This window comes from Paenibacillus sp. FSL P4-0338, from assembly GCF_038002365.1.
Classification (GTDB): domain Bacteria; phylum Bacillota; class Bacilli; order Paenibacillales; family Paenibacillaceae; genus Paenibacillus_AQ.
In genome coordinates, this window is sequence record NZ_JBBOCG010000001.1 from 2,091,038 (window position 1) to 2,117,268 (window position 26,231).

General features: G+C 53.9%; 23 protein-coding genes. 9 read left to right on the forward strand and 14 right to left on the reverse strand.

Going from position 1 to position 26,231, the window contains the following annotated elements:
- Positions 1-9: 9 nt before the first annotated feature.
- On the reverse strand, positions 10-1,482 hold the full coding sequence (gene rhaB, locus MKZ07_RS09140; protein ID WP_036699109.1) for a rhamnulokinase: 1,473 nt from the start codon (positions 1,480-1,482) through the stop codon (positions 10-12).
- 29 nt (positions 1,483-1,511) lie between these two features.
- A complete protein-coding gene (locus MKZ07_RS09145; RefSeq protein WP_036699111.1) occupies positions 1,512-2,663 on the reverse strand; it encodes an iron-containing alcohol dehydrogenase in 1,152 nt (383 codons plus the stop codon).
- A 265-nt stretch (positions 2,664-2,928) separates the two neighbouring features.
- Here MKZ07_RS09145 and MKZ07_RS09150 point away from each other — a divergent pair, with 265 nt between their 5' ends.
- Positions 2,929-3,684, forward strand: coding sequence for a DeoR/GlpR family DNA-binding transcription regulator (locus tag MKZ07_RS09150; protein WP_036699191.1), 756 nt, complete (start codon positions 2,929-2,931; stop codon positions 3,682-3,684).
- A 53-nt stretch (positions 3,685-3,737) separates the two neighbouring features.
- The gene (locus MKZ07_RS09155; protein WP_036699113.1) at positions 3,738-4,793 is read left to right on the forward strand and encodes an ankyrin repeat domain-containing protein; all 1,056 of its coding nucleotides are present in this window, start codon (positions 3,738-3,740) and stop codon (positions 4,791-4,793) included.
- Between the two features lie 32 nt (positions 4,794-4,825).
- On the opposite strand, the gene MKZ07_RS09160 is transcribed toward MKZ07_RS09155, so the two are convergent.
- The 7 genes from MKZ07_RS09160 to MKZ07_RS09190 all read right to left on the reverse strand — a co-directional run bounded on the left by MKZ07_RS09160 (position 4,826) and on the right by MKZ07_RS09190 (position 12,699).
- Entirely contained in the window at positions 4,826-6,118 is a 1,293-nt protein-coding gene (locus tag MKZ07_RS09160) for an L-cysteine desulfidase family protein (protein ID WP_036699114.1), read from the reverse strand.
- 106 nt (positions 6,119-6,224) lie between these two features.
- Complete coding sequence (locus MKZ07_RS09165; protein ID WP_036699115.1) at positions 6,225-6,419, reverse strand: hypothetical protein; 195 nt, start codon at positions 6,417-6,419, stop codon at positions 6,225-6,227.
- A 645-nt stretch (positions 6,420-7,064) separates the two neighbouring features.
- Complete coding sequence (gnd, locus tag MKZ07_RS09170; RefSeq protein ID WP_076158403.1) at positions 7,065-7,958, reverse strand: phosphogluconate dehydrogenase (NAD(+)-dependent, decarboxylating); 894 nt, start codon at positions 7,956-7,958, stop codon at positions 7,065-7,067.
- 64 nt (positions 7,959-8,022) lie between these two features.
- A complete protein-coding gene (gene zwf, locus MKZ07_RS09175) occupies positions 8,023-9,561 on the reverse strand; it encodes a glucose-6-phosphate dehydrogenase (protein WP_036699122.1) in 1,539 nt (512 codons plus the stop codon).
- A 173-nt stretch (positions 9,562-9,734) separates the two neighbouring features.
- Positions 9,735-9,965, reverse strand: coding sequence for a hypothetical protein (locus tag MKZ07_RS09180; protein WP_341025587.1), 231 nt, complete (start codon positions 9,963-9,965; stop codon positions 9,735-9,737).
- Between the two features lie 6 nt (positions 9,966-9,971).
- The gene (locus MKZ07_RS09185; protein WP_036699124.1) at positions 9,972-11,189 is read right to left on the reverse strand and encodes a Ger(x)C family spore germination protein; all 1,218 of its coding nucleotides are present in this window, start codon (positions 11,187-11,189) and stop codon (positions 9,972-9,974) included.
- 1 nt (position 11,190) lies between these two features.
- Complete coding sequence (locus tag MKZ07_RS09190) at positions 11,191-12,699, reverse strand: spore germination protein (protein ID WP_036699126.1); 1,509 nt, start codon at positions 12,697-12,699, stop codon at positions 11,191-11,193.
- Positions 12,700-12,879: 180 nt separating this feature from the next.
- Between MKZ07_RS09190 and MKZ07_RS09195 the strand changes: the two genes are divergently transcribed.
- From MKZ07_RS09195 to MKZ07_RS09210, 4 genes are all read left to right on the forward strand, one after another.
- Positions 12,880-13,143 carry a GerAB/ArcD/ProY family transporter gene (locus tag MKZ07_RS09195; RefSeq protein WP_341025591.1) on the forward strand — a complete coding sequence of 88 codons (264 nt, stop codon included), beginning with the start codon at positions 12,880-12,882 and terminating at the stop codon, positions 13,141-13,143.
- Complete coding sequence (locus tag MKZ07_RS09200) at positions 13,113-13,988, forward strand: GerAB/ArcD/ProY family transporter (protein WP_341025593.1); 876 nt, start codon at positions 13,113-13,115, stop codon at positions 13,986-13,988. The genes MKZ07_RS09195 and MKZ07_RS09200 overlap by 31 nt, the downstream gene beginning before the upstream one ends.
- A 98-nt stretch (positions 13,989-14,086) precedes the next feature.
- Entirely contained in the window at positions 14,087-14,944 is an 858-nt protein-coding gene (locus tag MKZ07_RS09205; protein ID WP_051493913.1) for an AraC family transcriptional regulator, read from the forward strand.
- 118 nt (positions 14,945-15,062) lie between these two features.
- The gene (locus tag MKZ07_RS09210) at positions 15,063-16,169 is read left to right on the forward strand and encodes a glycoside hydrolase family 88 protein (protein ID WP_036699129.1); all 1,107 of its coding nucleotides are present in this window, start codon (positions 15,063-15,065) and stop codon (positions 16,167-16,169) included.
- Between the two features lie 229 nt (positions 16,170-16,398).
- On the opposite strand, the gene MKZ07_RS09215 is transcribed toward MKZ07_RS09210, so the two are convergent.
- Complete coding sequence (locus MKZ07_RS09215) at positions 16,399-18,516, reverse strand: glycoside hydrolase family 52 protein (RefSeq protein ID WP_341025596.1); 2,118 nt, start codon at positions 18,514-18,516, stop codon at positions 16,399-16,401.
- Positions 18,517-18,690: 174 nt separating this feature from the next.
- Here MKZ07_RS09215 and MKZ07_RS09220 point away from each other — a divergent pair, with 174 nt between their 5' ends.
- The 3 genes from MKZ07_RS09220 to MKZ07_RS09230 all read left to right on the forward strand — a co-directional run bounded on the left by MKZ07_RS09220 (position 18,691) and on the right by MKZ07_RS09230 (position 21,735).
- The gene (locus tag MKZ07_RS09220; protein WP_341025597.1) at positions 18,691-19,653 is read left to right on the forward strand and encodes an AraC family transcriptional regulator; all 963 of its coding nucleotides are present in this window, start codon (positions 18,691-18,693) and stop codon (positions 19,651-19,653) included.
- A gap of 454 nt (positions 19,654-20,107) precedes the next feature.
- Positions 20,108-20,860, forward strand: a complete 753-nt coding sequence (locus MKZ07_RS09225) for a YdcF family protein (RefSeq protein ID WP_076158391.1) — start codon at positions 20,108-20,110, stop codon at positions 20,858-20,860.
- A 53-nt stretch (positions 20,861-20,913) separates the two neighbouring features.
- On the forward strand, positions 20,914-21,735 hold the full coding sequence (locus tag MKZ07_RS09230) for a phosphotransferase (RefSeq protein ID WP_036699141.1): 822 nt from the start codon (positions 20,914-20,916) through the stop codon (positions 21,733-21,735).
- A 100-nt stretch (positions 21,736-21,835) separates the two neighbouring features.
- On the opposite strand, the gene ybaK is transcribed toward MKZ07_RS09230, so the two are convergent.
- The 4 genes from ybaK to MKZ07_RS09250 form a co-directional block, all read right to left on the reverse strand.
- Positions 21,836-22,306, reverse strand: a complete 471-nt coding sequence (gene ybaK / locus MKZ07_RS09235; RefSeq protein ID WP_036699144.1) for a Cys-tRNA(Pro) deacylase — start codon at positions 22,304-22,306, stop codon at positions 21,836-21,838.
- Between the two features lie 12 nt (positions 22,307-22,318).
- A complete protein-coding gene (locus tag MKZ07_RS09240) occupies positions 22,319-22,591 on the reverse strand; it encodes a YolD-like family protein (protein ID WP_256706908.1) in 273 nt (90 codons plus the stop codon).
- 89 nt (positions 22,592-22,680) lie between these two features.
- Positions 22,681-24,105, reverse strand: a complete 1,425-nt coding sequence (gene aspA, locus MKZ07_RS09245; protein WP_036699151.1) for an aspartate ammonia-lyase — start codon at positions 24,103-24,105, stop codon at positions 22,681-22,683.
- Between the two features lie 239 nt (positions 24,106-24,344).
- Complete coding sequence (locus MKZ07_RS09250; RefSeq protein ID WP_341025600.1) at positions 24,345-26,024, reverse strand: hypothetical protein; 1,680 nt, start codon at positions 26,022-26,024, stop codon at positions 24,345-24,347.
- Positions 26,025-26,231: the final 207 nt, after the last annotated feature.

Below are 26,231 nucleotides of genomic sequence, written 5' to 3' on the forward strand. Positions count from 1 at the left end.
GCCTCCTAATTACGTATTGTGAACATTCGCTCCCGGTTGAAGCTGCTCCCAGCGGATCAGCAGCTCCGCCAGCTGAGGAACCGGCTGCGGCAGATAAGACTGAATCGAGAAGGACTGGCCGATAATCTGACGGGCGTCATGGATGTCTGCCATGCGGCCCGCCTCAATCATCTGCACAGCCAGATTACCCAAAGCTGTGGACTCGGTCGGTCCGGCCAGTACTTCTCTGCCGGTCACATCTGCCGTCAGCTGGCACAGCAGTCTATTGTTAGCGCCGCCGCCGACAATCTGCAACACATAGGTGCGCTCCCCGGTGAGGTCTTCCAGCTCAGCCAGATAGCTGCGGTAGGATAGCGCCAGACTGTCGAAGATACAGCGGGCCAGCTCACCGGGAGTCTGCGGCACAGGCTGACCGCTCTCCAAGCAGGCCTGGCGGACCTCCTGAATCATATCGCCGGGCTTAAGGAACCGCGGATGATTACAGGGAATCAGGCTGCGGAAGCCTGCGCATTGCCCGGCCTGCTCTGCCAGTTCCGCGAAGCTAAACCTTTCGCCGTCCAGTCTGCGCACTTCCTGGATTAGCCAGAGGCCCATAATATTCTTCAGGAACCGGTAAGTCCCGTAAGCGCCCCATTCGTTGGTATAATTGGCTGCCATCGCTCTGCTGTCATTGAGCGGGTGATCCAGCTCTACTCCCAGCAGAGACCAGGTCCCGCTGCTAAGATAGGCTGACGAACGGTCCTTCTGAGCAGGCACACCGAGTACCGCAGATGCTGTGTCATGTGTGGCCACGCAGATCAGGCGGCATTCCGGCAGATCATACCGTTCCACCAGCTCCGCTGAGAGGAAGCCAAGCTCTTCCCCCGGCTCAGTCAGCGGAGCGAACTGTTCACGCCGCAGACCCAGGAATTCCAGCAGCTCAGGGTCGAAATCACGGGTCGCAAGATTGAGTAGCTGTGTCGTGGATGCATTGGTAACCTCGTTCATCTTCCATCCGCCGAGCCGGTAGTAGAGATAATCCGGCACCAGCAGAATCTGATCCGCTGCCTTCAGCTCTTCCCGGTCATGTGCATATAGCTGATACAGCGTATTGAAGGTAAGCTGCTGAATGCCGGTCTTGGCGTAGACCTTATGCGGCGGGAGCAGCTTCGCAACCTCCTCCATCACCCCGTCCGTCCGGCGGTCACGGTAGGCATAGACCTCGTTCATCCGCTTGCCTTCGGCATCCAGCAGCACATAATCTACCGCCCAGGTGTCAATGCCGAGGGTGCATTCGTGAATGCCTCTTAGCTTCGCCTGGTGCAGACCTTTAATAATTTCATCCAATAAATAATCCATATCCCAGAAGCAGGAGCCGTCCTGCTCCGTGAAGCCATTGCTGAAACGGTGAAGCTCCGCAAGCTGGAGTCTCCCGTCCACGAGCTGTCCAAGTACAAGCCGTCCGCTGGAGGCGCCGATATCGACGGCGATATGATAGGTCATAGGGAATCTCCTATTCTATGAAAGGTGATTTACAGAATTTTGCGGAATAACGCGATTACTTCATCTTTGGTAGGAATAAAAGGGTTACCAGGTGCGCAGGCATCCTTCATTGCATTCTCAGCAAGCAGATCGAGATCTACTTCAGCAACACCCAGCTCGGACAGCTTGGCAGGAATGCCAACCTCCTTAGACAGGGCCTTGATCGACTCGATGACGTAATCCGCACATTCCTTGTCGCTTCGCCCTTCGGTCTGCATACCGGCAGCTCTGGCGATCGCTCTGAATTTCTCCGGCACATGCTTGGCATTCTCTTCTTCCACGTATGGCAGCAGCATCGCATTGCACACGCCGTGCGGCAGATCATAGACCCCGCCGAGCTGATGGGCCATGGCATGCACGTAGCCTAAGCCTGCGTTATTGAAGGCGAGGCCGCCGAGGAAGATGGCATAGACCATCTGCTCACGCGCTTCAATATCGTGTCCATTCGTCACCGTCCGCGCCAGATTGGCGAAGATCAGCTCCACCGCAGCCAGAGCGGTAGCATCGGTTACCGGATATGCGCCTGGAGTGACCAGCGCTTCAATTGCATGCGTCAGGGCATCCATGCCCGTAGCCGCCGTAAGTGCAGCGGGCTTATCAACCATCAGCTCCGGATCATTCACCGAGATGGTGGCGATACTGTTCTTGTCTACCATGACCATCTTGATCTTGCGCTCTTCATCCGTAATCACGTAATTGATCGTCACTTCACTTGAAGTCCCGGCCGTCGTGTTCACCGCGACAATCGGCAGAGATTTGTTCTTTGATTTGTGAACGCCTTCATAATCTGCAATATGCCCGCCGTTAGTGGCAACAATGCCGATGGCCTTGGCCGTATCCTGCGGCGAGCCGCCGCCGATAGAGATCAGATAGTCACATTCGTGCTGCTTCAGAAATTCCACGCCGTCATGAACATTTTTGCAGGTAGGATTCGGCTTCACTTCATCATATACCACATACTGAATTCCCGCTTCATCCAGCATAGCCAGCAGCCTTCCGGCGATTCCGCTCTTCATCAGGAATTTGTCTGTGACCACAAGCGCCTTCTGCAGATTCAGCTCTTGAATGTACGGGGCGATGTCCTTCAGACAGCCCTTTCCCATAATGTTAATTGACGGCACATAATAGACATGAGTACTCATTGCTTAACCAGCCTCCCGGGCACATAAATAGTTAATGAACACTGTAAGCATACATTCAACCTGTTGACCTTTTCATCGTATCGCCGTTAATCTGTGTTGTCAACACTTTAAACACTATTTAAGTTGTTTTTATTTGTTTATTGTTTGTTTTGTGGAGAATAAACGATTATTATTGTGGGTTTCAGAGCAAATAAGGTTCATTATGTTGTACAACACAGAAATTACAGTCTATATTAAGACTATCAACTCTGGAAAGGTGATACGTATGCTCGCTGCCGAAAGACGCAAAAAAATAATCGACCTTGTCCATCAGGACAAACGGGTGCTGGTGTCCGATCTCAGCCGGATGTTCGAGGTGACAGAGGAGACGATCCGCAGAGACCTGGAGAAGCTGGAGAAGGATGGCATTGTAAGCCGGACCTACGGCGGAGCCATGCTGAACAGGCATACCAATGAGGACCTGCCTTTTCTGACCCGGGGAGCACTCAATACGGATATCAAACGCAGAATAGCGATCCAGGCGCTGGATCTGATTAATGACGGGGATACGCTAATGGTGGACCCCAGCTCGACCTCGTTTGAATTCTTGAAGCTGCTGGGTAATAAAAGTAATCTGACGATCATCACCAATTCGATCAACATTCTTCATGAGTTCGCGAGCTCAAGCCACAGCATTATTTCTACAGGCGGCTCACTCCGCCACCGTTCCCTGTCGCTTGTCGGCCCCGTAGCCCATGAGACCATCCAGCGCTACAATGTGGACACTGCCATAATCAGCTGCAAGGCTCTGGATATGGACCGCGGGGTCACCGACTCCAATGAACCGGAATGTGAGCTGAAGAAATATATGCTGCGCCAGGCACACAAGGTTGTGCTGCTCGCAGACCATACCAAGTTCGACCAGACAGCCTTCGCCAGGCTCGCAGAGCTAAGCCGGATCGATGTGCTGATTACCGACCGCAAGCCTTCAGAAGCGTGGCTGAAGCTGTTGTCAGAGAAGAATGTGGAAGTGCTGTACTAAGTTCATGAGAGATCTATCATAGGAGATTCATCTTAGAGAGGAGAGTTAATCAAATGGGCAAAAAGAGAATAACCTTACCCGCGGACTTCCGCGAGCTGGTTAAATCAGGGGATATCGATCAACTTAAGGCTGTTTTTGAGAAATGTGACTGGAATGCAACCTTGGGATCCTACAAAGAACCCGCGCTCAGCATCCGGCAAATTCCGGATGAGCTGGTCCGCTGGCTGGTGGAGCAGGGTGCTGACATCAACGCCAGGGATAAATATCAGCGCACTCCGCTGCATTCGCAGGCCGGAAACTGGTCGGGTAATATCCCGCTGTTCCTTGAGCTTGGTGCTGAGCTGGAAGCTCTGGATTATCAGGACGAGACCCCGCTGCACGCCGCTGCCAACTACTACCGGACTGGGGCGATCCGTGATCTTATCGCTCACGGTGCCAACATCCATGCTGTGAGCAAGCGCGGGAATACCCCGCTGGCGAAGGCCTTGATCAATTGCCGGAATGCTGATATCACCGCCATGGCTGAGATCGCCCAGGTGATGCTGGAGGCGGGGGCAACTCTTACTCCAGAGATGAAAGAGTCGGTACAATCAATCGGCAAAGCATTTGAATTCAGCAAAGCTAATTTCAATAAAGACTACCTGGATGAAACTGTAACGGCCCTGGACAAGCTCTACAAGCTGTTCGGTGTGGAGCCTGTAGCCGCGAGAGTGATGCATGACGGTGTTTCTAAGATCGAGGTTAAGAGCACAAGGTGGCAGGATCAGCATCAAGAGCTATGGGAGGCGCTCATCCCCGGCTCAGGACCCGCGCTTACCGTACAAGGGGAGGTCATTCGCATCACTGGGCGGATCTCTTATGAAATCATGAATAACGGCGGAGGCAACTGGGGTGCGGATTTCCGTAAAATGCTCAGTGCGCTACTTCTGCACTTCGCCTCAGGCATACCTCTGGACCCTGCGCAACTGAAGGAAGCTGCGGAATTAGCCGGTTACCTGCGCCAAGGCAACGGCAACGATGAACCGGCCAGATTATGCGAATTGGCCGTGAATTGGGTGCTAGCCAATCCACAGCCTGTTTCCTTACCGCAACCAGATTACAAACGCTAAACGCTGAGACATTCCAGTGCTTGTCCTGATCCTTATGAAGAAGCGGCTCCCTTGGAGAGCATAATATTCAGAATGGCCTGGTCTGTGGCGGCAAGCCCCTCCTGGACCAGGGTCTCCATATTCTTGATCGTATCCTCCACCTTCTCGAAGATGACACCGTCATTCAGACTCGCGGAGATATTGTTCATAGCCAGGGTGGCAGACTGAATGGCTGCGTTGGTGGCCGTGGAGATTTTGAGTGCACAGGTTGGCTTCGCACCATCGCAAATCATGCCTGAAGTAGAGGCAATCGTATTCTGGATGGAGTGTTTGATCTGCGCCAGCGTTCCGCCCATCAGATAAACAATACCGCTGCCCGCCCCTACTCCGCCGGCAATGCCTGAGCCGCAGAGCGGGGACAGACGGCCAATGTAATGCTTCACATGAATGGTAATCAGATTGCTGAGCGCCATCGCTCTGGCCAGAGTCTCCTCATCCTTGCCGAGGAGCTCGGCCAGGGCAATGACCGGCATAGTGCAGGCAATCCCCTGATTGCCGCTGCCCGCCGTAGTCATTACCGGCATAGCACTGCCGTCCATCCGTGCATCAGATGCCGCTGCCGTTGCGGCGATAATCCGGTTCGCCACATCCGCGCCGAACAGATTGAGGGCGGATTGCTGGCTCATTTTCCGGCCCACCTGGAGGCCATATTCCCCGCGCAGCCCTTCCTCCGAGATCGCCTTATTCATAACCGCTCCCTCAAGCAGGAAACGAAGATCCTCGAATGGTGTATTCTGAACGAAGGCATAGATATCTTCGAGTGAGACCGAGTATACCTCAGGGTCCAGACTATGCGGGTCGCCGCAGTCGGCCTTGTCCATTTTCGGCTCAAGCCGCTGGCCATCCTTCGCAAGATAATGCACATTCGTGTGCTCTTTTACCAGGATTGCTGTGGCGGTATGGTTCTTGCTGTGTACTCTCGCTTCTATATATAGCTTCTCCGGCGTATCCTTCAGCTCAACCTCCAGCAGCTTACGCTCCAGCAGTCCCTCTGCACTTGCCAGCTCCGCCGGGGTCAGCCCGGACAGAATCTCAAGCTTCCGCTCCGAGCGGCGCACCACCGCACCCAAGGCCGCCGCTATCGGCAAGCCCGTCTGGCCTGTACCAGGAATCCCTACGCCCATCGCATTCTTGATGATATTGCCGCTGAGCAGCAGCTGAATCGCCGTAATCTCCTCTTCCACCAGTTCAGCGGCCAACGAGACGGCATAAGCCACTGCAATCGGTTCGGTGCAGCCTTCTGCGGGCATAATTTCTTTGTGTAGTACTTCCAGTAGGTTAATCATCTGTGCATCACCATTCCCTCTGTCTGTCGATCTATGTCTGTATCTATATCTATTTCTTTATATAGTACATCAGATAGACAGTCCGGGGAATCCCCGTTATTACCCATCACCCGCCCAGCTTCACCAGCCGCTTCAGCCCTTCCGTACAGGCCCAGCCGCCCGCTCCCGCCAGAATCGTATTATGAAATAAGCTCCAGGCCAGCGAATACGTCATACTGCCAACAATCACCTCGACCACAATAAACCGCAGGATATCCCGCTTCGTGATCAGATAGACTCTGAATTCCTGATTGTGCGTCACCGGTCACCCCTTCTGTCTATTTCAAAATATAAGGATTATATATTACGCCAGAACATATATGTTTCAAGCTACAAATTGTCCTTCCATTTCTCGCTGAAACGGTACCGCCTGAAAAGGACGGCAAAACCGTTATCATATATGTTTCTGTACTTATATGCTGTCTGCGGGTTGTCTGATTCTCTGTGCCAGGCACAAGAAAGAGCAGTACTTCTCCAATGGGCTACATTGCTGGAAAAGTACTGCTCTGGTGCCAGATTGCTTAGTTGGCGGGGATTCGGCAGATTCAGGTGCACTAGTGCTCCTCATTTGCCCGATTGGCGGGTTTTCGGCAGATTCAGGTGCACTAGTGCTCCTCATTTGCCCGATTGGCGGGGATTCGGCAGATTCAGGTGCACTAGTGCTCCTCATTTGCCCGATTGGCGGGGATTTGGCGGGGATTCGGCCGATTCAGGTGCACTAATGCTCCTCATTTGCCCGATTAGCGGGGATTCGGCCGATTCAAGGGGATGTATCCCTTTCACTTCCCGTACAGCCAACGTGCAGCCCGGCTTCCGGCCAAATCCAAAACAAAGAGGCTGCCCAAACAGCCATTGCATGGCTATGGACAGCCCCCTGATATCAACGCTTCAGTCTAGTTACTTCTGCTTACTTCGACTCCACCGCATGGCCGCCAAATTCATTACGCAAGGCGGCGACGACTTTGCCGGTGAAGGTGTCGGTCTCCAGCGACCGGTAACGCATGAGCAGAGCCATGGCAATGACCGGCGTCGCTGCTTGAAGGTCGAAGGCTGTCTCCAGCGTCCAGCGTCCCTCCCCTGAGGAATGCATGACGCCCTTGATATCCTCCAGCTTGGCATCCTTGGAGAAGGCGCGTTCGATCAGCTCCATCAGCCAGGAGCGGACGACCGAGCCGTTGTTCCAGACGCGGGCCACCTGCTCGAAGTCGAAGTCATATCCGCTTTTCTCCAGCACCTCGAAGCCCTCACCGATCGCAGCCATCATGCCGTATTCAATGCCGTTATGCACCATCTTGAGGAAATGTCCGCTCCCGGATTTGCCGGCGTACAGGTATCCGTTCTCTACCGCAGTGTCACGGAACAGCGGTTCAACGACCGTCCACGCTTCCTCATCGCCGCCAACCATGTAGCAGGCCCCACTCCGCGCACCTTCCATTCCGCCGGAGGTTCCCGCATCCAGGAAGTGAATTCCATGGGCACCCAGCTCTTCATGACGGCGGATCGACTCTTTATAATGTGAGTTACCGGCTTCAATGATGATATCTCCCTTGGATAATAGCGGCGTCAGTTCAGCAATAACCGAATCTACATAAGTATGGGGAACCATGATCCAGAGAACGCGCGGGGAATCAAGCCGTCCCGTAAGCTCCTCCAGGCTTGCTGCCCCGGACGCACCGCGTCCGGCCAATTCCTGCACCGCAGCAGGATTCACATCATACGCTACCACTTCATGGGCATGCTCCAGCAGGTTCTGGCCGAGATTGAAGCCCATTTTGCCTAGTCCAATTAAACCGACTTTCATTACGAATCCCTCCGAATTGTAGTCATATAAGCTAACTCTGTCCGCTTGCTGTTACCGCCGCCGCTTAGGCTCCAGGCCGGATGACTTCCGGTTCTATCCCTGCTGTCCGGTGAACGCGTGCAGGCTCTGTATTCTCCGGTTCATCCAGCCACCAGTGGAACTCGCCAAGGAGCTGTTCTGCCGCCGCCGGGCCGTTAGAACCGGCAGGATACAGGTGCAGCGGCAGGCTGCCTTCTGCTGTTGCTTCGATTATAGGCTGAACCCATTGCCAGGACAACTCTACTTCCTCCCAATGAGCGAAGAATGTGGCATCGCCGAGCATCGCATCATAGATCAGATTCTCATAGGCCTCCGGCACATCGGGATTACCCGGCTCATGCTTAATGCTAACCGGCTCAAGCTCCCCGTGCTGAAGCGGGTTTTTGGTATTCAGAGTCAGGGAGATGCCCTCATTCGGACCAATATCAATCACCAGCAGATTAGGGTCAAGCGGCAGCTTGTTACGGTTCTTGTTATGCACATCATTAAACGGCTCTTTGAATTCTATAACAATCCGCGTGGATTTCTCCTTCATACGCTTACCTGTACGTATATAGAACGGCACATCGTTCCACAGCGGATCTTCAATCCACAGGCGTGCAGCAATATACGTCTCATTCTGTGAAGCGGCTGCGATCCCCGGTTCAGCGGTATACGCAGGCACTTGCTGTCCGCGCATCTCCCCTGCTGCGTATTGGCCTCGCACAACATGCTGTGTTACCTCTTCAGCGAGCAGAGGGCGGACGGAACGGATGACATGCCGCTTTTTGCTGCGGACGTCCTCTGGTGTACTGCCCTTCGGAAGCTGCATCGCCATCATCATGAGCAATTGGAGCATATGGTTCTGGAACATGTCGCGCAGCGCGCCAGCCTTATCATAGTAACCCGCCCGCTCTTCCACACCCACCGTTTCACTGGCGGTAATCTGAACATTCGCGATATACCGGTTCTGCCACAAGGCCCGCAGCACAGGGTTAGAGTATTTCAGCACCTCCAGATTCTGCACCATCGGCTTGCCCAGGAAGTGGTCAATACGGAAGATTTCCTCCTCTGCAAAAGCTGCGCTCAAGCTCTCATTCAGCACCCGTGCCGACTGCAAATCCCGTCCGAAAGGCTTCTCGATAATCAGACGTTTCCAGCCCTTGGTATCCCCGAGCCCGCTGGCATTGATATTACCGGCAATCTCCCCGAAGAATTCAGGACCGACCGACAGATAGAACATCCGGTTCTGCGGAAGCCCCAGCTCTTCCTCCCGGCGCTGTACATGGCCAAGCAGCTTCACATAATCCTCAGGACGTCCGACATCCAGCACACTATATTCAAAAGCCTGCAGGAAATTCTGCAGCACCGCTGTATCCTCTACCGGACGGCGCGAAAAGGTGCGCAGCGAATCCAGCACCTGACGCTGGAACGTCTCATTAGTGAGTTCCCGTCTGCCCAGCCCTATGACTGAGAGAGGACCGGAAAGCTTGCCATCAGTAAACAGGTTGTATAGAGCGGGGAAGATTTTCCGCTTCGCCAAGTCCCCGGTTGCGCCAAAAAGTACAAATGTAGATGATTCCACTTTCATTCCTCCCGTTGTTATCATTTTATTATATAGTTACTAATTAATACTCAGGAACTTTATAACACATCATACGACTATAAACTCAATTCGTCAATCTCAATTCGACATTTACGATAATTACCCAAACATGCCAAAAAGCAGGCCTTCTATTAGAAGACCTGCTGCGTTACTCAGAACCATGAGGCTACGAGATCATTGAATGGCTTGTAGATCACCATAATCATCAGCAGCGGGCTTGGCACCTTAATTTTCAGAATAGTGCAGCCCGCAGCAGCGAGTCCGCCAATCCAGAGGGCGAAGTACACCCAGCGGTCCCGCCGCTTCTGCCTGCCCTTCAGGTTAGGGAGATCAATTACCATACAGCCCACAGCCAGGATGAGGAATACCAGTAATATCAGCATGCAGGATCACTCCTTGATTTCATCGATGAAAGAATTATCGATCGTTCCGATCCGGTTAATGGTTACAGCGGCTTTGTAATGCACAGGCAGGCTTTTGAGATATTCATCATTTTCTTTCACGCTGGACCATATTTTTGGACTCTTGCGGTATATCAACTGGCCGAACCCAAAAACATCAGCATTATACCGCTCAGTTATGTTCTTCACTGCCGCTTCCATCCGCTGTACAATCCGCTCCTGCGTCTTCAGCTCCAGCTCATGGATTTTACTCTCGGTATCTATCTTGTCCGGACCTTCAATTTCCTGCACGTTGCATAAAGCCTCCACACTCAAGTAAATATGCGGCTTGCCGTCAATAAACTTTACCTTGCGCTTGGTTGTGGTTGTCAGCGCCTCCATAACGACCAGGCTTCCATTCTTGTCCTTGAAATATCCCGTGTTCTTGGTAACATTATCAATGACATAGTTGTAACCCACTGTGACAGCATCATCCATCCAGCCGATCAGCTTGTCCCTTCGGAAGATGGCTACGCTTTTATAATGCAGCCTCGTGTCCGGATTCGTCCGTTCCACATTGGCCTTGTCGCCGCCTGCCTCAGGGTCCCCAAGCAACTCTACTCCGGTCAGCACGGGGTTCGTGCCTTCGTAGATTAGATCTTCGATGAAATCGTCCACTGTAACCGCAACTGTCTTGGAAGAGATTTGGTAGGATTTGTCCAGTGAATTGAACAGCTTGTTCGCCGGCAGCCGGTCCAGCGGAGTTAGCACCTTAAGCACATTCTCAGCGGTCGTCTTGCGCGCCACCATAACATAGAAATCCATACGCGGCTCGCGGCTTCTTTTGAGCACATCCAGCGTCTCGGCAAGGCCTTCACGGGCCAGCTCTTCACCTACGACCAGCACACGGATATGCCCCATATAAGGTGAACGTGAACTGACCAGATTGAATTTGCGCAGCGATTCATAAATCGTTTTGACTTTGAAGGTATAGAGCACGACAGGTACACCGCTTCCCCCTGACCCACCCGCGCTCTGTGAGATGATGGAGGAAGGAATAACTACCTGCATGGAGACTTTGTAGCCGTCCTCCGCCTTGTCCAGACCCAATCCCAGCACAAAAGCCAGCTCATTCAGCTCCTTGCGCTCCCAGCACCCGCTAAGCAGCATAGGAAGCAGCAACAACGGAATACAGGCGGCCAGCACCTTCGCCATTCGCTTCCTCATGTTAAGACCCCCCGCGCTTGGGCGGAGCCTGCCGCCTAAGGTTCTGGGTGCGGTTCTGCCTAGGTCTGGTGCGCAGGAGCGGCCAGGTCAGCCTGAAGATGGAGTCCTTGAGATCTTCGCGGACGAAGGGGCCGATTGGACTCATATAGGGTACACCAAATGAACGCAGGCTTACGAGATGCAGCACCAGCACGAACACTCCGCATAGAATCCCGTACAATCCCATAAACCCGGCCAGCATGATCAACACGAACCGTATCATTCTTGCGGCCACTGACATTCCAGCTTCAGGGATAACAAAGCTTGAAATCGCTGTAATCGATACAATGATGACCATGGCCGAGGAGATGAACCCGGCAGCAACCGCCGCTTGGCCGATGACAAGCGTGCCGACGATAGAGACCGCCTGGCCGACATTCTTCGGTATTCGCACCCCCGCCTCCCGCAGAATTTCATAGGTCAGCTCCATCATCACTGCTTCGACAAAGGCCGGAAACGGCACCGTCTCCCGCTGGGCAGCCAGACTGATAACCAGATTGGTTGGAATCATCTCCTGATGATAGGTGGTGATTGCTACATAGAAGGCTGGAGCGAACATCGTTAGGAAAAAAGCCAGAAACCGTATCCATCGCAGCAGCGAGGAAATATCCGCCCGTTGATAATAATCCTCTGCCGACTGGAAAAAGGAGACAAACACCGTCGGAGCCAGCAGCACAAAAGGGGTGCCGTCCACGAGAATAGCTACCTTCCCTTCCAGGATACCTCCGGCTATCGTATCGGGACGGTCACTGTTATAGATTGTGGGAAAAGGTGTAGCCACCGTATCCTGAATGAACTCCTCAATATAACCGCTCTCCAGAATACTGTCGGTATCAATCGCGTCCAACCGGCGCTTAACCTCCTCGACCAGCTCCGGGTTGGCAATATGCTTCAAATACATGATTGATACGCTGGTCTGGGTTACACGCCCGATCTGCATCGTTTCGAGCCATAGCTGGCTGTCTTTGATTTTGCGGCGGATCAGGGCTGTGTTCGTTCGCAGGTTCTCCGTGAAGCCCTCCATTGGCCCGCGCACGACAGACTGCGAGTTGGGTTCACTTACATTACGGTCCTCCCAGCCGGGCAGGCCGATGCGCAGCGCTTCTGCCGACCCCTCCACCATGATCATCACATTGCCGGATAGCAGATCATGAATGAAGCGGACATAGTCCCGGACGATAGTAACATCTCCAGCCAATAATATGCGCTTGCTGAGAAGCTCTATTTTCCGCTCAGGACTCTCCGCTTCCAGCAGATCACAGATCCTACCTTCCTGCAGCGAATACAGAATGGAGTTATGCAGCAGCTGATTGTCAATAAGACCATCTATATAGAATACATTAAGCTCCGTATGTTCTCCCAGTTGCAGCCGTTTGCTGACCAGATCTGTGCTCTGGCCGAGCAGCCGGGACAGTTGTTCCTCATTGGCCTCCAGGCGTGCAGATAATTTGCCGTTCGCTTCATCCTCCATGCAGCTTCACCCTCTTCATTTGAGCAATACGGTACGTTGATAGTTTGGTTGAAAGGCTAGTTAATTATTCCGCTGCTGAACACAAGACAATGAGCACATAATTTCTGGAAGGAGCTGTCATACTAAGAAGATTGCAGCAAAGCAACCTTATGACTTGTTAAAGGAAAGGAGGAGCGTTAGGTGGGTATTGAAAAAGAACGAATCAGCACCGCGCAGATGGTCATTCTCGGTCTGTTCATTTTCATCGGGGATATGGCTCTGGTCTATCCGACCACCATGACGGCTGAAGCCCATCAGGATGCCTGGATCGCCGCACTGATCAGCATACCGCTCGGCATGGCCCTTATTTATCTGCTAATCAATGTAGCGAACATCAGTCCAAACCAAACCATAATTGAGAGATCAGTCAGCAGGTGCTGGGAAAATGGGCGGGCATTGCAGTAGGCTTATTCTATCTGAATTTCTTCGTCCTGGCCGCCTCGACATATGTGCGCGAAATGGAGGATTTCCTGACCACCCAGATCTATGAGGGGACACCGGGCGGAGTCATCCGGTTCATGAGTCTTGTCATCCTGGTGTATGGCCTGCGTCTGGGACTGGAGGTGGTGGGCAGGGCGGCACAGGTGTTTTTTCCGCTGTTTGCCCTATTCCTGGTCTCGCTGATGGTCCTCTTATTTCCGCAGGTTCAGATAGACCGGCTGTACCCGATGATGACCACGCCGCTGCCTGGGATGCTGCATACCATTATGTTTGGGGTCTTTTACCCGTTCGGGGAGCTGTGCGTCTTCTTAATGGTGTATCCCTTTACCCGCAAGAACCGCAAGATCAATCGTGACATCTTCATTGCACTCTTCGCGGGATCCGTTGGGCTGAATCTGATTCTGTTCCTCTCGCTGACCGTGCTGGGCGTCTATTTCTCGGAGCATAATTTCTATGCCGCCTATATCCTGGCCCAAAAAATCAATGTTGCCAACTTCCTGCAACGGCTGGAAGCGCTCATGGCCACCGCCTGGATTATTACCACTTATTTCAAAACAGCGCTGTATTTCTATGCCTTCGTCCTGGGGACTGCACAAATGTTCAAGCTGAAAAGCCACCGTCCGCTGATCTTCCCGGTTGCCTTCCTGATCTATGGACTGTCCCAGCTCAGCTCCAATGATATTGTTTTTTATGTAAAAGAAATTCCAGCCTATTGGGTCGATTGGAACCTCACACTCTCCTTCGTTCTCCCAATGACGATCTTTATCGTCTATAAGGTTAGAAAACGCAAACCTGCCTCACAAGGATAAAAGAAGGAGCTGTTACTGTAGCGTTCTCCCAGCAGGTCCCCTATAATAGGAAGCAATGAAATGTTTCTATTTTGTCATTGTGGGGGATGAACTGCAGCATGATGAAACAGCTATTCGAGCCTGTACTGTTCGATAACCGGCAGTCGCTGATCTGGGACTACCGGATCTATACCGATGATCATTACAAGGGGTATTACCACTGGCATCAATGCTGTGAAATCATGTTCGTGCACCGGGGACAAGGCAGTATTGTGGTCAACCAGCAGATGTATGATATCGGTCCGGGGATGCTATTCTTTTTCCAGCCCTATCAGCTGCACCGGATCTATTCAGAGGTCTCCCCAGAGCGTCCGTTCGTACGCACCATCTTCTATCTCGACCCGCATACTGCCGAGCAGCTGCTCCAGGGCTTCCCCAAACGCAGGGCCGCCTTCTCTACACTCTGGCAGGGCAGCAATCCCTCCTGCGGCTTCGATCTCAGTGACCGCATGGAGACTGTGGAATGGATCTACTCGAATTATAACCAGTGCCGGAGTAAGAGCGGGGAAGAGAGTGAGGATATCTCCATGCTCCTTCTACAGCTCCTCAGCTGTCTGGGAACTGGAGAACAGTCGCTGATCCATACCGGAGACAAGCGGCAGCTTCGCTATTCAGAGCAGATCATGAACTGGATTGAAGCCCATTACCACGAGGAGATTAGTCTGGAGCAGCTGGCCGCAGAGACTCATCTGTCGAAATCTTATGTGTCGCGGATTTTTCATCAGGAGACCGGCGGACGGCTCGTAGATTATCTTACAGCCCGGCGGCTGAAGCAGGCCTGCCGGATGCTAGAGACCACAGACCTTACGGTGGAGCGAATCGGCAGCGCTGTCGGATTCCCGAATCCTTCCTACTTCAACCAACTGTTCAAACGGGTGCTTGGCCTTTCTCCGCTGCAATACCGCAAGGGAACCTGAGAGGTACTTGCGAGGAATAGGACAATATAACAACATTTCGTGATATCAAAAGACAACTTCCAGTTCGATAGAGGCGTTATACTGAGGCCATAATCTAATTCCTTTGGAGGCTTCAGCGATGACTATAGCTTATTGGCAGGAAGTAATGAACCGTCTGGAACCGAAAGTGAACGGCATGATCCAGCAGATCGGAACGCGGAGTCCTCATGCTGCGGGAGCAGACGGCAGATTCGATAATCCCGGGACCGACTGGTGGACCTCCGGCTTCTGGCCGGGAATACTCTGGGTTATGTATGACATGACCGGCAAGGAAGCTTATAAGGATGCAGCCTGGCCCTGGGACGAAACGATTGGACAGTGGTTCGCGAAACCGACCGAAGAGCTGCATCATGACGTAGGCTTTCAGTTCCTGGCCACTGCGGTGATTAAGCATACGCTGATCGGTGATGCAGAGGGCTTGCGCCGGGGACTTGAAGCGGCTAACTACCTCGCTGCGCGTTATAATCCTGCAGGTAAGTTCATCCGCGCCTGGAACGGGGACAAGCACGGCTGGGTGATCATCGACTGCATGATGAACATCTCGCTGCTGTTCTGGGCCAGCCGGGTGACTGGTGATCCGCGCTACCGTCTTATTGCGGTCAGCCATGCCGAGACCGCTATGACTTATGGTGTGCGCGAGGACGGGTCCACCAAGCATATTCTCTCTTTCGATGCCGCGACCGGCGCTTATCTGGAGAACTTCGGCGGTCAGGGATATTCCCCTGAATCCTGCTGGAGCCGGGGTTCAGCCTGGGGGCTATACGGCTTCACGAACACCTACCGTAACACCGGGGACGTGCGTTTCTTGAATACTGCTAAACGTATCTCCCATTATTTCATCGCGGCTCTCCCGGAGGATCACGTGCCGCACTGGGACTTCCGGCTTGCAGATGACAAGCGCATGTTCAGAGACAGCTCAGCCGCCGCGATTGCCGCCTCTGGCCTCCTTGAGCTGGCAGAGCTTGTGCCGCCGGGTGAGAAACGTGTGTATGCGGATGCCGCGGAGCGGATTCTGCGTTCACTTACAGAGAATTATGCCACCTGGGACCAGCCGGACCATGAAGCCATTCTGCTGCATGGAGCCGCCAGCGGGGATTCGCTCACAAATGTGTCGCTGATCTACGGCGACTACTACTATGTTGAAGCCGTAGCGAAGCTGAACGGCTGGAAGCACCGGTTGTTCTAGTCTGGCTGGAAGCAGGCTCAGACAGCTTGCATGGATGCGCGAGTCCAATGTAATCGGAAAACCGATCACATTCGGCACTGCGTGGGCGCATTTCTCCGACTTCACCTGTTTTCTTCAAGTGAGTTCCGCCGCAGTTATACAAAAATAACAATAAAAAACAAACAGCGAATCCCCGCCATGGGAGATTCGCTGTTTAAGTTAACACCGCCGGATATCCGGCTTCTACTGCCTACTTCTTCTGCTCCTCCAGCCACAGAATGGCCGTTACCCCGCGCGGGTAATATTTACTGCCGGTGATTTCGCCGGAGATAATCTGGTCGCTCCAGCTCCAGATCGAGAGCTGCGGATGCGTAAGCCAGGCCGTATGGGCCTGATCTGCTGCGCGCCCCTTCTCATCCCATTCCAGGCCGAGAATTTCTCTGGCGATGAACTGGGAGAGATAGATTTTGCTCAGCCAGCTGTTATTGCTGGTGGAGGAGATTTTCCAGCCGCTGTCCTCGAACAGGCAGACTCCCTCCACAAGCACAGCCTTCAGATGCGTGTCCAGTGCCTCAAGATATTCGCCGAACCGTCCTCCGCGCTCCAAGGCTTCCTTGCAGCCTGTGAAATAAGGGAATACCAGGCCTTCAATGGCCGGGATAATCTTCGAATCATTGCCTTCGCCGATGACCGCCGGAATGTAGCCGCCTTCGGTCACACTAGCCACGATGGTAGCCGCACACAGTTCAGCTTGCCGGCCGGCAGTCTGGGACAGCTCCGTATTGCCGTTGTCGCGGAAAATCCGCTCCATAGCCAGATAAGCAGCCCAGCATTTTCCTGCCAGATAAATATTGTTGCGTGCCTGGCCCAAAGAGACATCCAGACTGTCATAGGTCGTAATCTCAGCACCGCCCATGGTCCGTGAGCTGTCGAGTGCCATCACACCATTGCGCTTCGCCGGGTCCGGATGATCCCGGTTCAGCATGCTCTGCAGGCAGCTCTCCAGAACGGTAAGGTTGCGCTCCATCCAGCTGCGGTCGCCCGTGTGCTCCACATAGGTCGCCGCAGTAAGAATCCAGTTGACCAATTGCTCGTGGGTCATATGCGAGAAGCAGCCGTCAATGCCGTACAGCTCATAGGAGGAATACTCCGGACGCGACACGGCGTTCGCTACTCCCATATCATGCGTGAAGCTAAGTCCGCCCGGATACTCGGCCGGGTCCCCAGGGAAGCGGACGGTGTCGACATAACTGAACCGGTCCACGAACATATCCAGCTCATTGCGGACGGTCCACGGGTTCATCTTGAGCTCGTAGAACAGCTGGTCTACCGTAAGATCGAACGTGTTCATCATCCGGTATTCGCCTTCGTTGACGACCCAGAACGGCTGGCCTTTGTACTCCAAGAGCTCGGTAGAGCCGTAATAGCTACGGATAGCGTGAGCAAGCATGAAAGTCTGGTCGTCACTGAGCCCCGTTCCCTCCAGCATCCCGTTCGCCTCTTCAGCCTGCTGCTTCAGCGTGTCGAACCGGGATAACGCGTATTCCGCAACAGCTTCCACATTGCTGTAATAGCGGTTATAGTAATAGCTCGCATCCATTCCTGAAGTCACATAACCGGAGCGGTGGAAGCAGACCGCGAACTGGTACACCTTGCGTTCACCGGCGGGCACATCCATAATAAGCGCGCCAACCTGCCCCAGCCCGAACGTCCAGTTCTCCTCCAGCTCCGCTGCAAGAATATCCTCCATTGTAAAATGCATTGCCGCCTTAACACTTCCCTGCTTCGCGGCAATCGCCAGGAACCGGCCCTGACCGACACCCGTCAGATCCTCCTGGCCGCCATCGAATCTTCTCAGGGCGCTATACGGGTCATTCCCCTGGAAGCCGAAGAAAGCACGGCGCGTAGAGCTGCCCGCTGTGTTATCGACTTCAAGCTCTACCAGCACTGCTGGCAGCAGCACTTCCTTCAACTCTGCGTCCGAGGCCGTCTCCGGGTCCGGAACGGGCCGGACGGGTGACAGAATACGGAAGGTCAGATCGCCGGCCTGCCAGCTGTCCGTTGTAAGCCGGAAATCGCGCGTAATTTCATCTTCCCCGAAGTGAAACAGCATCTGCGGCTTGTCCGGACTCGGGTCCGGGTTCTCGATGTCGTAGCGTTTGCTCTCATCGTCGCTGCCCTGCTCATGGAAAGGAAACGTGTCGTAACCATGGTTATCCTTACGCGCAAGGCCGATATATATGTTCTGTCTCGGCGGTCTGCCAAGTTCCAGGTCAAAGCCACCGGACGCTCCTTGAAATCCGAGGGTGAAGCTTGAGAATGATCCTATCGGTGAATGATGGGCATTGAAGAATTTGTTCGTTGGCATACAGTATATACACTCCCTCCAGCTATGTCCCGGCAGTGCCGGGCTCTAGCTCTATGTTAGCGCTATCCTCCCCTCAGGCAACAGGCGCAAAGCCGCCAATTATTTGGACAAATCAATCGGACACAGCGGCCTATGCTATAATAGATCCATCTTTTAACAAAGAAGAGGTTGAACATGAACGTATTAGATCCCGGCACACAGCATTCCATGGATGGACGCATGTCCCCGGATGTTCAGGCTGCCTTCCATCTCTTTGCCGCCCACTGGCGCAAGGTGAACAAGGAGTGGCAATATCCGGCACACACTCACCCGATGTTCGAGATCAACATCGTTCTGCAGGGCTCGCAGCGCATGGCCGTAGGCGGACAATCCTACATCCAGGAGAGCGGCGACATTCTGTTCATCCGCCCCGGTGTGCTGCACTCCAGTCTGGGCGCAGCCTCAGGCGACGAGATGTCTTATTACTGCCTGCACTTCGACATTGACGATCTGGTTCTGCGCCGCTCCTTAATGACAATGGATACCGTCAGTCTAAGCGGAGACACCCCGGAGCTGAAGGCGATCCGTTCTTCCCTGGACGACATCATCCGCTCGACCATTCTCCCGGAGGCCAGTGATGCGCAGCGGGGCCGGCTTGTGATGCTGAGCGCTTCGCTCCAGTTCTTCGCCGCCCTTAGCGGCTGGGTACTGGCTGCCCTGCCTTCCCCTGCCCGGAGCACCCTGCCGGGAGTGACGGAGAAGACCGTTGCGCTGGCGAATGCCATTGAAGGGCTGCTGCAGGAATCCGTCTTCACGGCTGCGGCATCAGGAAGCAGAGCCGGAAGTATCGAAGAGATCGCAGCCAGACTCGGCTATAGCACGAGCCACTGCAACCGCGCCTTCCGGCAGATCTACGGGCTGCCGCCCAGGCAGTATCTCTCCGATCTCATTATCCGCCATGCCAAGCTGCTGCTGCTGGATAACAGCCTGTCTGTAGAGAGCATCGCCTACCGGCTGGGCTACCGCGATGTGTCCCATTTCAGCAAGCAGTTCAAGCGCTGGACCGGTCTGCCCCCCATGGGCTACCGCCAGCTTACGGAAGAGCCGGGCAAGACAGGCGACGGAGCGCCCCTCCCACACTCAGGGAGAGCTACATAATGAAGATATACTATTTCAAACCAGAATCCGGCAAACCCATACCCCGCCGCCTACATGACTCTCTAACTGACAATGAAGAGGACTGAGATTCCGCTATATGAGCAAATTAGGTGAAAATCCGGGCTAAGCGGACAGAGAATCCTTTATGCGTCCTAATATATGTCCTTTGAGGCTCAAAAGCATAAGTTAGCGGAATCTCAGTCCGTTTCGGCACTATCAAGCTTGATTATGGCAAAATAAAGGTACCTCAGTCCACTTCAGTTGTAAGCTCACCGAGAGCGCACACGGAGGACACGAGAAGCACGAAGTAGCGCAGCGCAGAATTGCGGAATCAGCCGGGTGAAGCCGGGGACTCCAGCCGGACCCGTGGTACCATACAACTAGAATTGAGCTGCTATGCGGTTGAATTTTTTGTTAAATGTCTTATATCATATTTGTAAAAGTTGGTGACCCTATGATCTATCTCATTAAATTCGTATACAGCTTCATCCTGCCACCCGGGATATTCGTCCTGCTGCTGCTGGGCATGGTGGTCTGGCTGTGGAAAAATAGCCGCCGTCCTGCGGTCGTGCTGCTATGCGTCACGCTCCTGCTCTATCTGTCGATGACCTCTGCTGTCAGCGATACGCTGATCGGGAGCCTGGAACGGAAGTACCCTCAGCCTGCTGCCGCAGAGGGCGATGTGATCGTAATCCTTGGCGGAGGGGCCACCTCCGGCACCCCGGATCTGGACGGGCAGGGCAATATGTCCGGTCCAGCGGCGAACCGGCTGCTGGCGGCTGCGCGGCTGTACCGCGAGACTGGCCTGCCCATCATTTTCTCCGGGGGACAGGTATTCGCCGACAGCGGCAATGAAGCGGATATCGCCCGGCGGCAGCTCATCGGCCTCGGCATCCCCGCAGAGGACATCCTGCCGGAGAACCGCTCGCTCAATACGGAGCAGAATGCGGTCAATACCGCGAAGCTCATGCAGGAGCATGGCTTAAGCCGTCCCGTTCTGGTAACTTCCGGCTTCCATATGCCGCGCAGCATGGTCCAGTTCGAGCATGCCGGACTTACGCCGCAGGCTTTTCCGGTAGATTTCCAAGCCAGCCGTCCTATGTCACTCTATGTAAGCAAATTCACTCCATCTGCCGGAGCCGTCTCCACAACCGGACTTGCGCTGAAGGAGTATCTGGGGTTAATGGCCGCGAAGCTGCTGCCTTAAGTAGCCTGTATGTGAAGAAGGGAAGAAGCAAAGAAAGTGAGGTAACATAACCAATGAACCCGTACGATGAAGAGAAGTTAACCGGCGGAAATGTAAATGAGATCATCCGCAAGGCAGACACCGTCCGCCGTCCCACAGGGAGCTGGAGCACGAGTATTCATGCACTGCTCCATCATTTGGAGCAGCAGAATTTCGCAGGAGCACCCAGATTCCTAGGCGTAGATGAAGCAGGGCGCGAGATTCTATCCTTTCTTCCCGGTGAGGTTCCGGGCAACGCTTATCCTGAGCTGGAGCCGTACATGTGGTCTGAAGAGACCCTTACTAGCCTAGCGCGCCTGTTACGCAGCTATCATGATGCAACGGAGGGTTTTGTAACGAATAGTATACATACGAAGTGGCAGCTCTCCTATGCCGATCCTGCGGCACATGAAGTGATCTGCCATAATGACGCGGCATTGTACAACGTGGTGTTTCAGCATGGTGCGCCCGTGGCGCTGATTGATTTCGACATGGCCGGTCCGGGCCCGCGCCTATGGGATATTGCCTATACCCTCTACACTTCAGTTCCGCTCGCCGGTTTTGCACCCGACTATCTGACAGGCTCCACGGTACCTTACCAGGCAGCCCTGCATGCAGCGGACCGGCAGCGGCGGATTGAGCTGTTTTTCGAAGCCTATGGACTCCCTGTCCCGGAAGATCTGCACGACTGGTTGACCCGGCGGCTCACAGCTATGTGCGATACGCTGAAGAAGGAGGCTGAGGCGGGCAACCCGGCTTTTGTCAAAATGGTGGAAGAAGGGCACCTGGCCCACTACGAGCGCGAGCTGCAATTCATAGCTGACCATTATAGCGAATGGACTACTGCTTCTCTTTGAAAAAGCGCAAAAAGTAAAAAAGCAGCAATTCTCACATGACCAGGGAGAGTTGCTGCTTTTATTTTTGCTAATGAAGAGTGAATTTCGCATCCCGCTTACTCTACTCTTTAATCAAATCTGTAAAAACCGCAGACACCGCTTCGCCCAGCAGCTTCGGCTCAAGCTCCATCTGAACGCCTATCCGGCCTGCGCTGACTGCGATGACCTCAAGCTCCGCCCCACTGCTGTGAATGAACGTAGGGTAAAGCTTCTTCATGCCGACAGGGGAACAGCCTCCGCGCACATATCCCGTGTGCTTCAGCAGCTCCTTCAGCGGCAGCAGCTCGATCTTCTTCACTCCGGCAGCTCTGGCAGCTCTCTTCAGATCCAGCTCCTCAGCAACCGGGATCACATAGACATACGGCTGCGGTCCGCTGTGTGCGACCAGTGTCTTGAATACTACCTCAGGAGGCAGACCGATCTTCTCAGCAACCGCTGTTCCGTGAATGAGCCCGTCCTCATTGTCGTAGCTATGAATGGTGTAGCTTATCTTCCTTGCATCCAGTATGCGCATGGCATTCGTTTTGTTCATTTGCCGCTCCCCCTAATCCCGGGGGTAATTGATTTGCATAATGTCCATGAACGGCACCTTGATAATCTCTTCATTATTTCTGACATGCACCCTGCCGGTACGCGAATCCATCTCTACAATAACCCCGCGCACCTCTTCTTCCTTCCCCCAGACCGTCAGCAGAATCTCAGAATTCTCCTGCTTCGCCTCTACCAGCTGGTTGCCCAGCTCTTCAAGCACGAATTCGTCGCGGGTTGGACGTTTTGCCACTTTTGCCTTCGCCACACTTTGCCTCCAGTAAGCCATTACAGAATATAGGATAATGTCCGGTGTAAATGCTCCTGTCTATTATACCATGAGAGGAAGCCTGATTTTACACAAATCACGATTATTATTCAATCATTATGCAAAAGCGCAGCCCCCGCGATGCCCGGATGGGTCATTTCATACGGGTCCAGAATCAGGTTCAGCTCCTCTTCGCTCAGCACATTGTACTTCAGACATAAGGCCCGCACCGATTCTCCGGTCAGAATGGCTTCTCTGGCAATCCGCGAGACGACCTCATAGCCCAGATGCGGATTCACGGCGGTAATGATGCCGACGCTTCGCTCCACCTCACGCGCAAGCTTCTCCTTGTTGGCTTCAATTCCTGCCAGACAATAGTCGGTGAACACCCGGAAGGAATTGTTCATGATGCTGATCGACTGAATCAGATTGAACACCATCACCGGCTCCATAACGTTCAGCTCCAGTTGACCGGCCTGAGCGGCGAGACAGATCGTATGATCATTGCCAATCACCTGAAAAGCTACCTGGTTAATCACCTCGGCCATCACCGGATTCACCTTGCCGGGCATGATGGACGATCCCGGCTGGCGGGCCGGCAGCGTAATTTCATTGAAGCCGGAGCGCGGGCCGGAGGCCATCAGGCGCAGATCATTGGCAATTTTGGACATATTCATCATGCAGACCTTCAGGGAAGCCGAGACTTCGGTATAGGCATCCGTATTCTGCGTGGCATCCACCAGATGCTCCGCGCTGACCAGCGGCAGACCGCTGATCTCAGCCAGCAGCTCGACGACCCGCGTAATATACCGGGGATCGGCGTTCAGTCCGGTACCCACGGCGGTCGCACCCATGTTCACCTCATAGAGATGGCCCCGCGTATGCTCGATCCGCTGAATGTCACGCTCCAGCACCCGGCTATACGCCTCGAATTCCTGTCCGAGACGGATCGGCACCGCGTCCTGCAGGTGGGTCCGCCCCATTTTGATGACGGAATCGAATTCAGCCGCCTTCTGCAAAAACACACCGTGCATCGTCCGCATCGTGATCAGCAGCTGCTCCAGCAGCGATAGTGTGGCAATATGAATCGCCGTCGGAAAAGCATCGTTCGTCGATTGCGCCATATTCACATGAGTGTTCGGACTAAGCTGCAGGTAATCTCCCTTGGCCTTGCCCAGCAGCTCCAGCGCACGGTTCGCAATCACTTCATTGGCATTCATATTGAGCGAGGTGCCTGCGCCGCCTTGAATCGGATCCACGATGAACTGCTCATCCCAGTTCCCCGCAATCACTTCATCTGCCGCTTGGACGATGACCTCCCCCAGGCCCTTATAGAGGCGGCCGATTTCCATGTTGGCGAGCGCAGCGGATTTTTTGACAATCCCCATCGCCTTGATTAATTCATGATGCACACGGTAGCCGGTAATCGGGAAATTCTCCACCGCCCGCAGGGTCTGTATCCCGTAATAGGCCTGATGCTCCACCTGCTTGCTGCCCAAAAAATCCTTCTCCAGCCGATATTCTGTCTCTGTCATCCTGCTCTCCCCCATGTCTTCAGTAGTAGATCCTCAGCTGCTAATTAGTCAACTTATTCTTTCCTTGCAGCCCTAAAGATATTACCTTCATTGCTGCTCCATGCTCAGGCCCTATGCGAGTAGCGCAAAGAACCCGGCAGCCATTGCTGACCCCCGGGCTCTATGTCATTGTAGCTTAAAATTTGAGATAGTTCCAATCTGAAAAAATCTTAAGATCCCCAGGGGGCGGAGTGTCCCGTTTAGACCTTATAATGTTCAAATGATACCGGTTTGCCGTTAATCTGCGAACGTATTCCCGTATGCTTATTGTCAATGCTGAGCTGCAGGTGTTCATTCCCGCTCCAGGCCGTATACGCTGCCGAGAGGTTCTCTCCCTCCGTAAATTCCGGTGCCCGCTTCATAGCGGCTGCGGCGAATTCGTCAAGACTGTGTATCCCCAGCTCTGCCGCCTGATCTGTGCTAAGCGCTTCGACCACGACGCCTCCCGGCATGTTCTTGGACGTTACCTCCAGATAGGATGGCCGCTCCAGCAGTTCATATTCCTGTGATACATAGACGGCAAAATACACATTGCCCGCATAGCCAAGCAGCGCCTTGGGCTGCCTGATCCATTCGCCCAGCGGAAGCACCCCGACAATGGCCGTATCCTCTCCTTCGGGCACCGGGAACAGCGACAGGATCGTGTTCCGATGATACAGCACCTCCATATAAGGACTCTGGTGCCGGGGATCGCCCGGCTGGTAGCCTTGACCCGGATGGAAAAAGTAAAGCCGGTTCACGCCTTCAGCCGCCGGAACAGGCAGTGAGAAGGCCCAACGCAGCTGCTCATTGTCGAATTCCTCCACCCGCTCCCACATCCCGCCTGCTGCGTAATCCTGGCAGATATAGGCGTAGGAATGCAGCGCCGGCTGGCGCTCCATGGAACCGGCAACCACCTTCTCGGTCTTCTTGCAGACCTCTACCGGTAACTGGCGGTTCAATGCAGCAGAGCACACCTCCCCCGGCGCTTCATAATAGAGGAACCCTGCGTATTCGGTACGGGGCATCTCCGGAGGCAGCGCGAAATCCCCGAACTGCACATAGTCATGCAGCACATTGCCGTCTGCCGGAATATCATGCGGCCAGCCCCGGGAATGCGCGCCTGCCCAGGCTCCTTGAAGATACCACTGGCTCCGCTCAGCCCACAGGAAGTCCAGCATCTCGCCAAGCGTCTCTCTGACGCTGCTGTCCGCTTCAAGCTCCCAGGCACAAGTGAACGCCTGCACCCAGTGCCAGAACCACGGCAGGCTGCCATACTCCGGCATGCCCTTCGCACGGATATGCGCAAGTGTAATCTCCAGACTGTGCCGCCCGTCTTCCCTGAGCTCCTCATCCTCAAACAGCTGGCCGAAGATCAGCTTCGCCGCCGTATATTTCGCTTCATGGTGGCCGAACTCCGCTACCTGCTTCCGGAAGAAGCCGCTGCGGTAGATATGTCCGAGTGCCGTATGGAATGCCACGCGCAGTCCCGCGCTGAACTTGGCAGAATATTGCTTGCAGAACCAGACCATCAGGCTGCCCATAATTTCGACCGGCAGCTCATGCGGTGCTGCTTCTCTCGGAACAGGATTTAGCCCCAGCGGCCAGTGTCCGTACAGCTTCGTGCCAGGCTGACGGTTCTGCAGAAGAACGGTCTCCAGCAGGACGGCATCCGCCTTCCGCTGCGCTTCCTCCCGGTTGAACGGCAGCTCCAGGGTATCGTCCACCGCAGCGGCAAATAAATAGGAAGCATAATAGAAGTTGTTGCGCACATCATCATGGAACCATAGCCCGCTGGCTTGCAGCGGAAGGCGCTCTGCCTCCATCGCGGCCGAATATATAATCTCCCGCTGGCGCATTTTATAAGAAGTCTTCTGCTGATGCTTAGGCTGGTCTGTCATATCGCTCACCCTCCACAGTGATATTTCTGTCGTTAACTTACAATACAATCCACTCTCTCCCACTCTATTGTGGACGCTTTCAGTTCAGATGGCAATCATATTGCGGAATAAATAAACTAAAATAAACGCACTAAAAAAGATTATACTTGATAAATGAACGTATATGGATTAAATTGTACCTATACGAACGAAAATATGTTTTCTAAG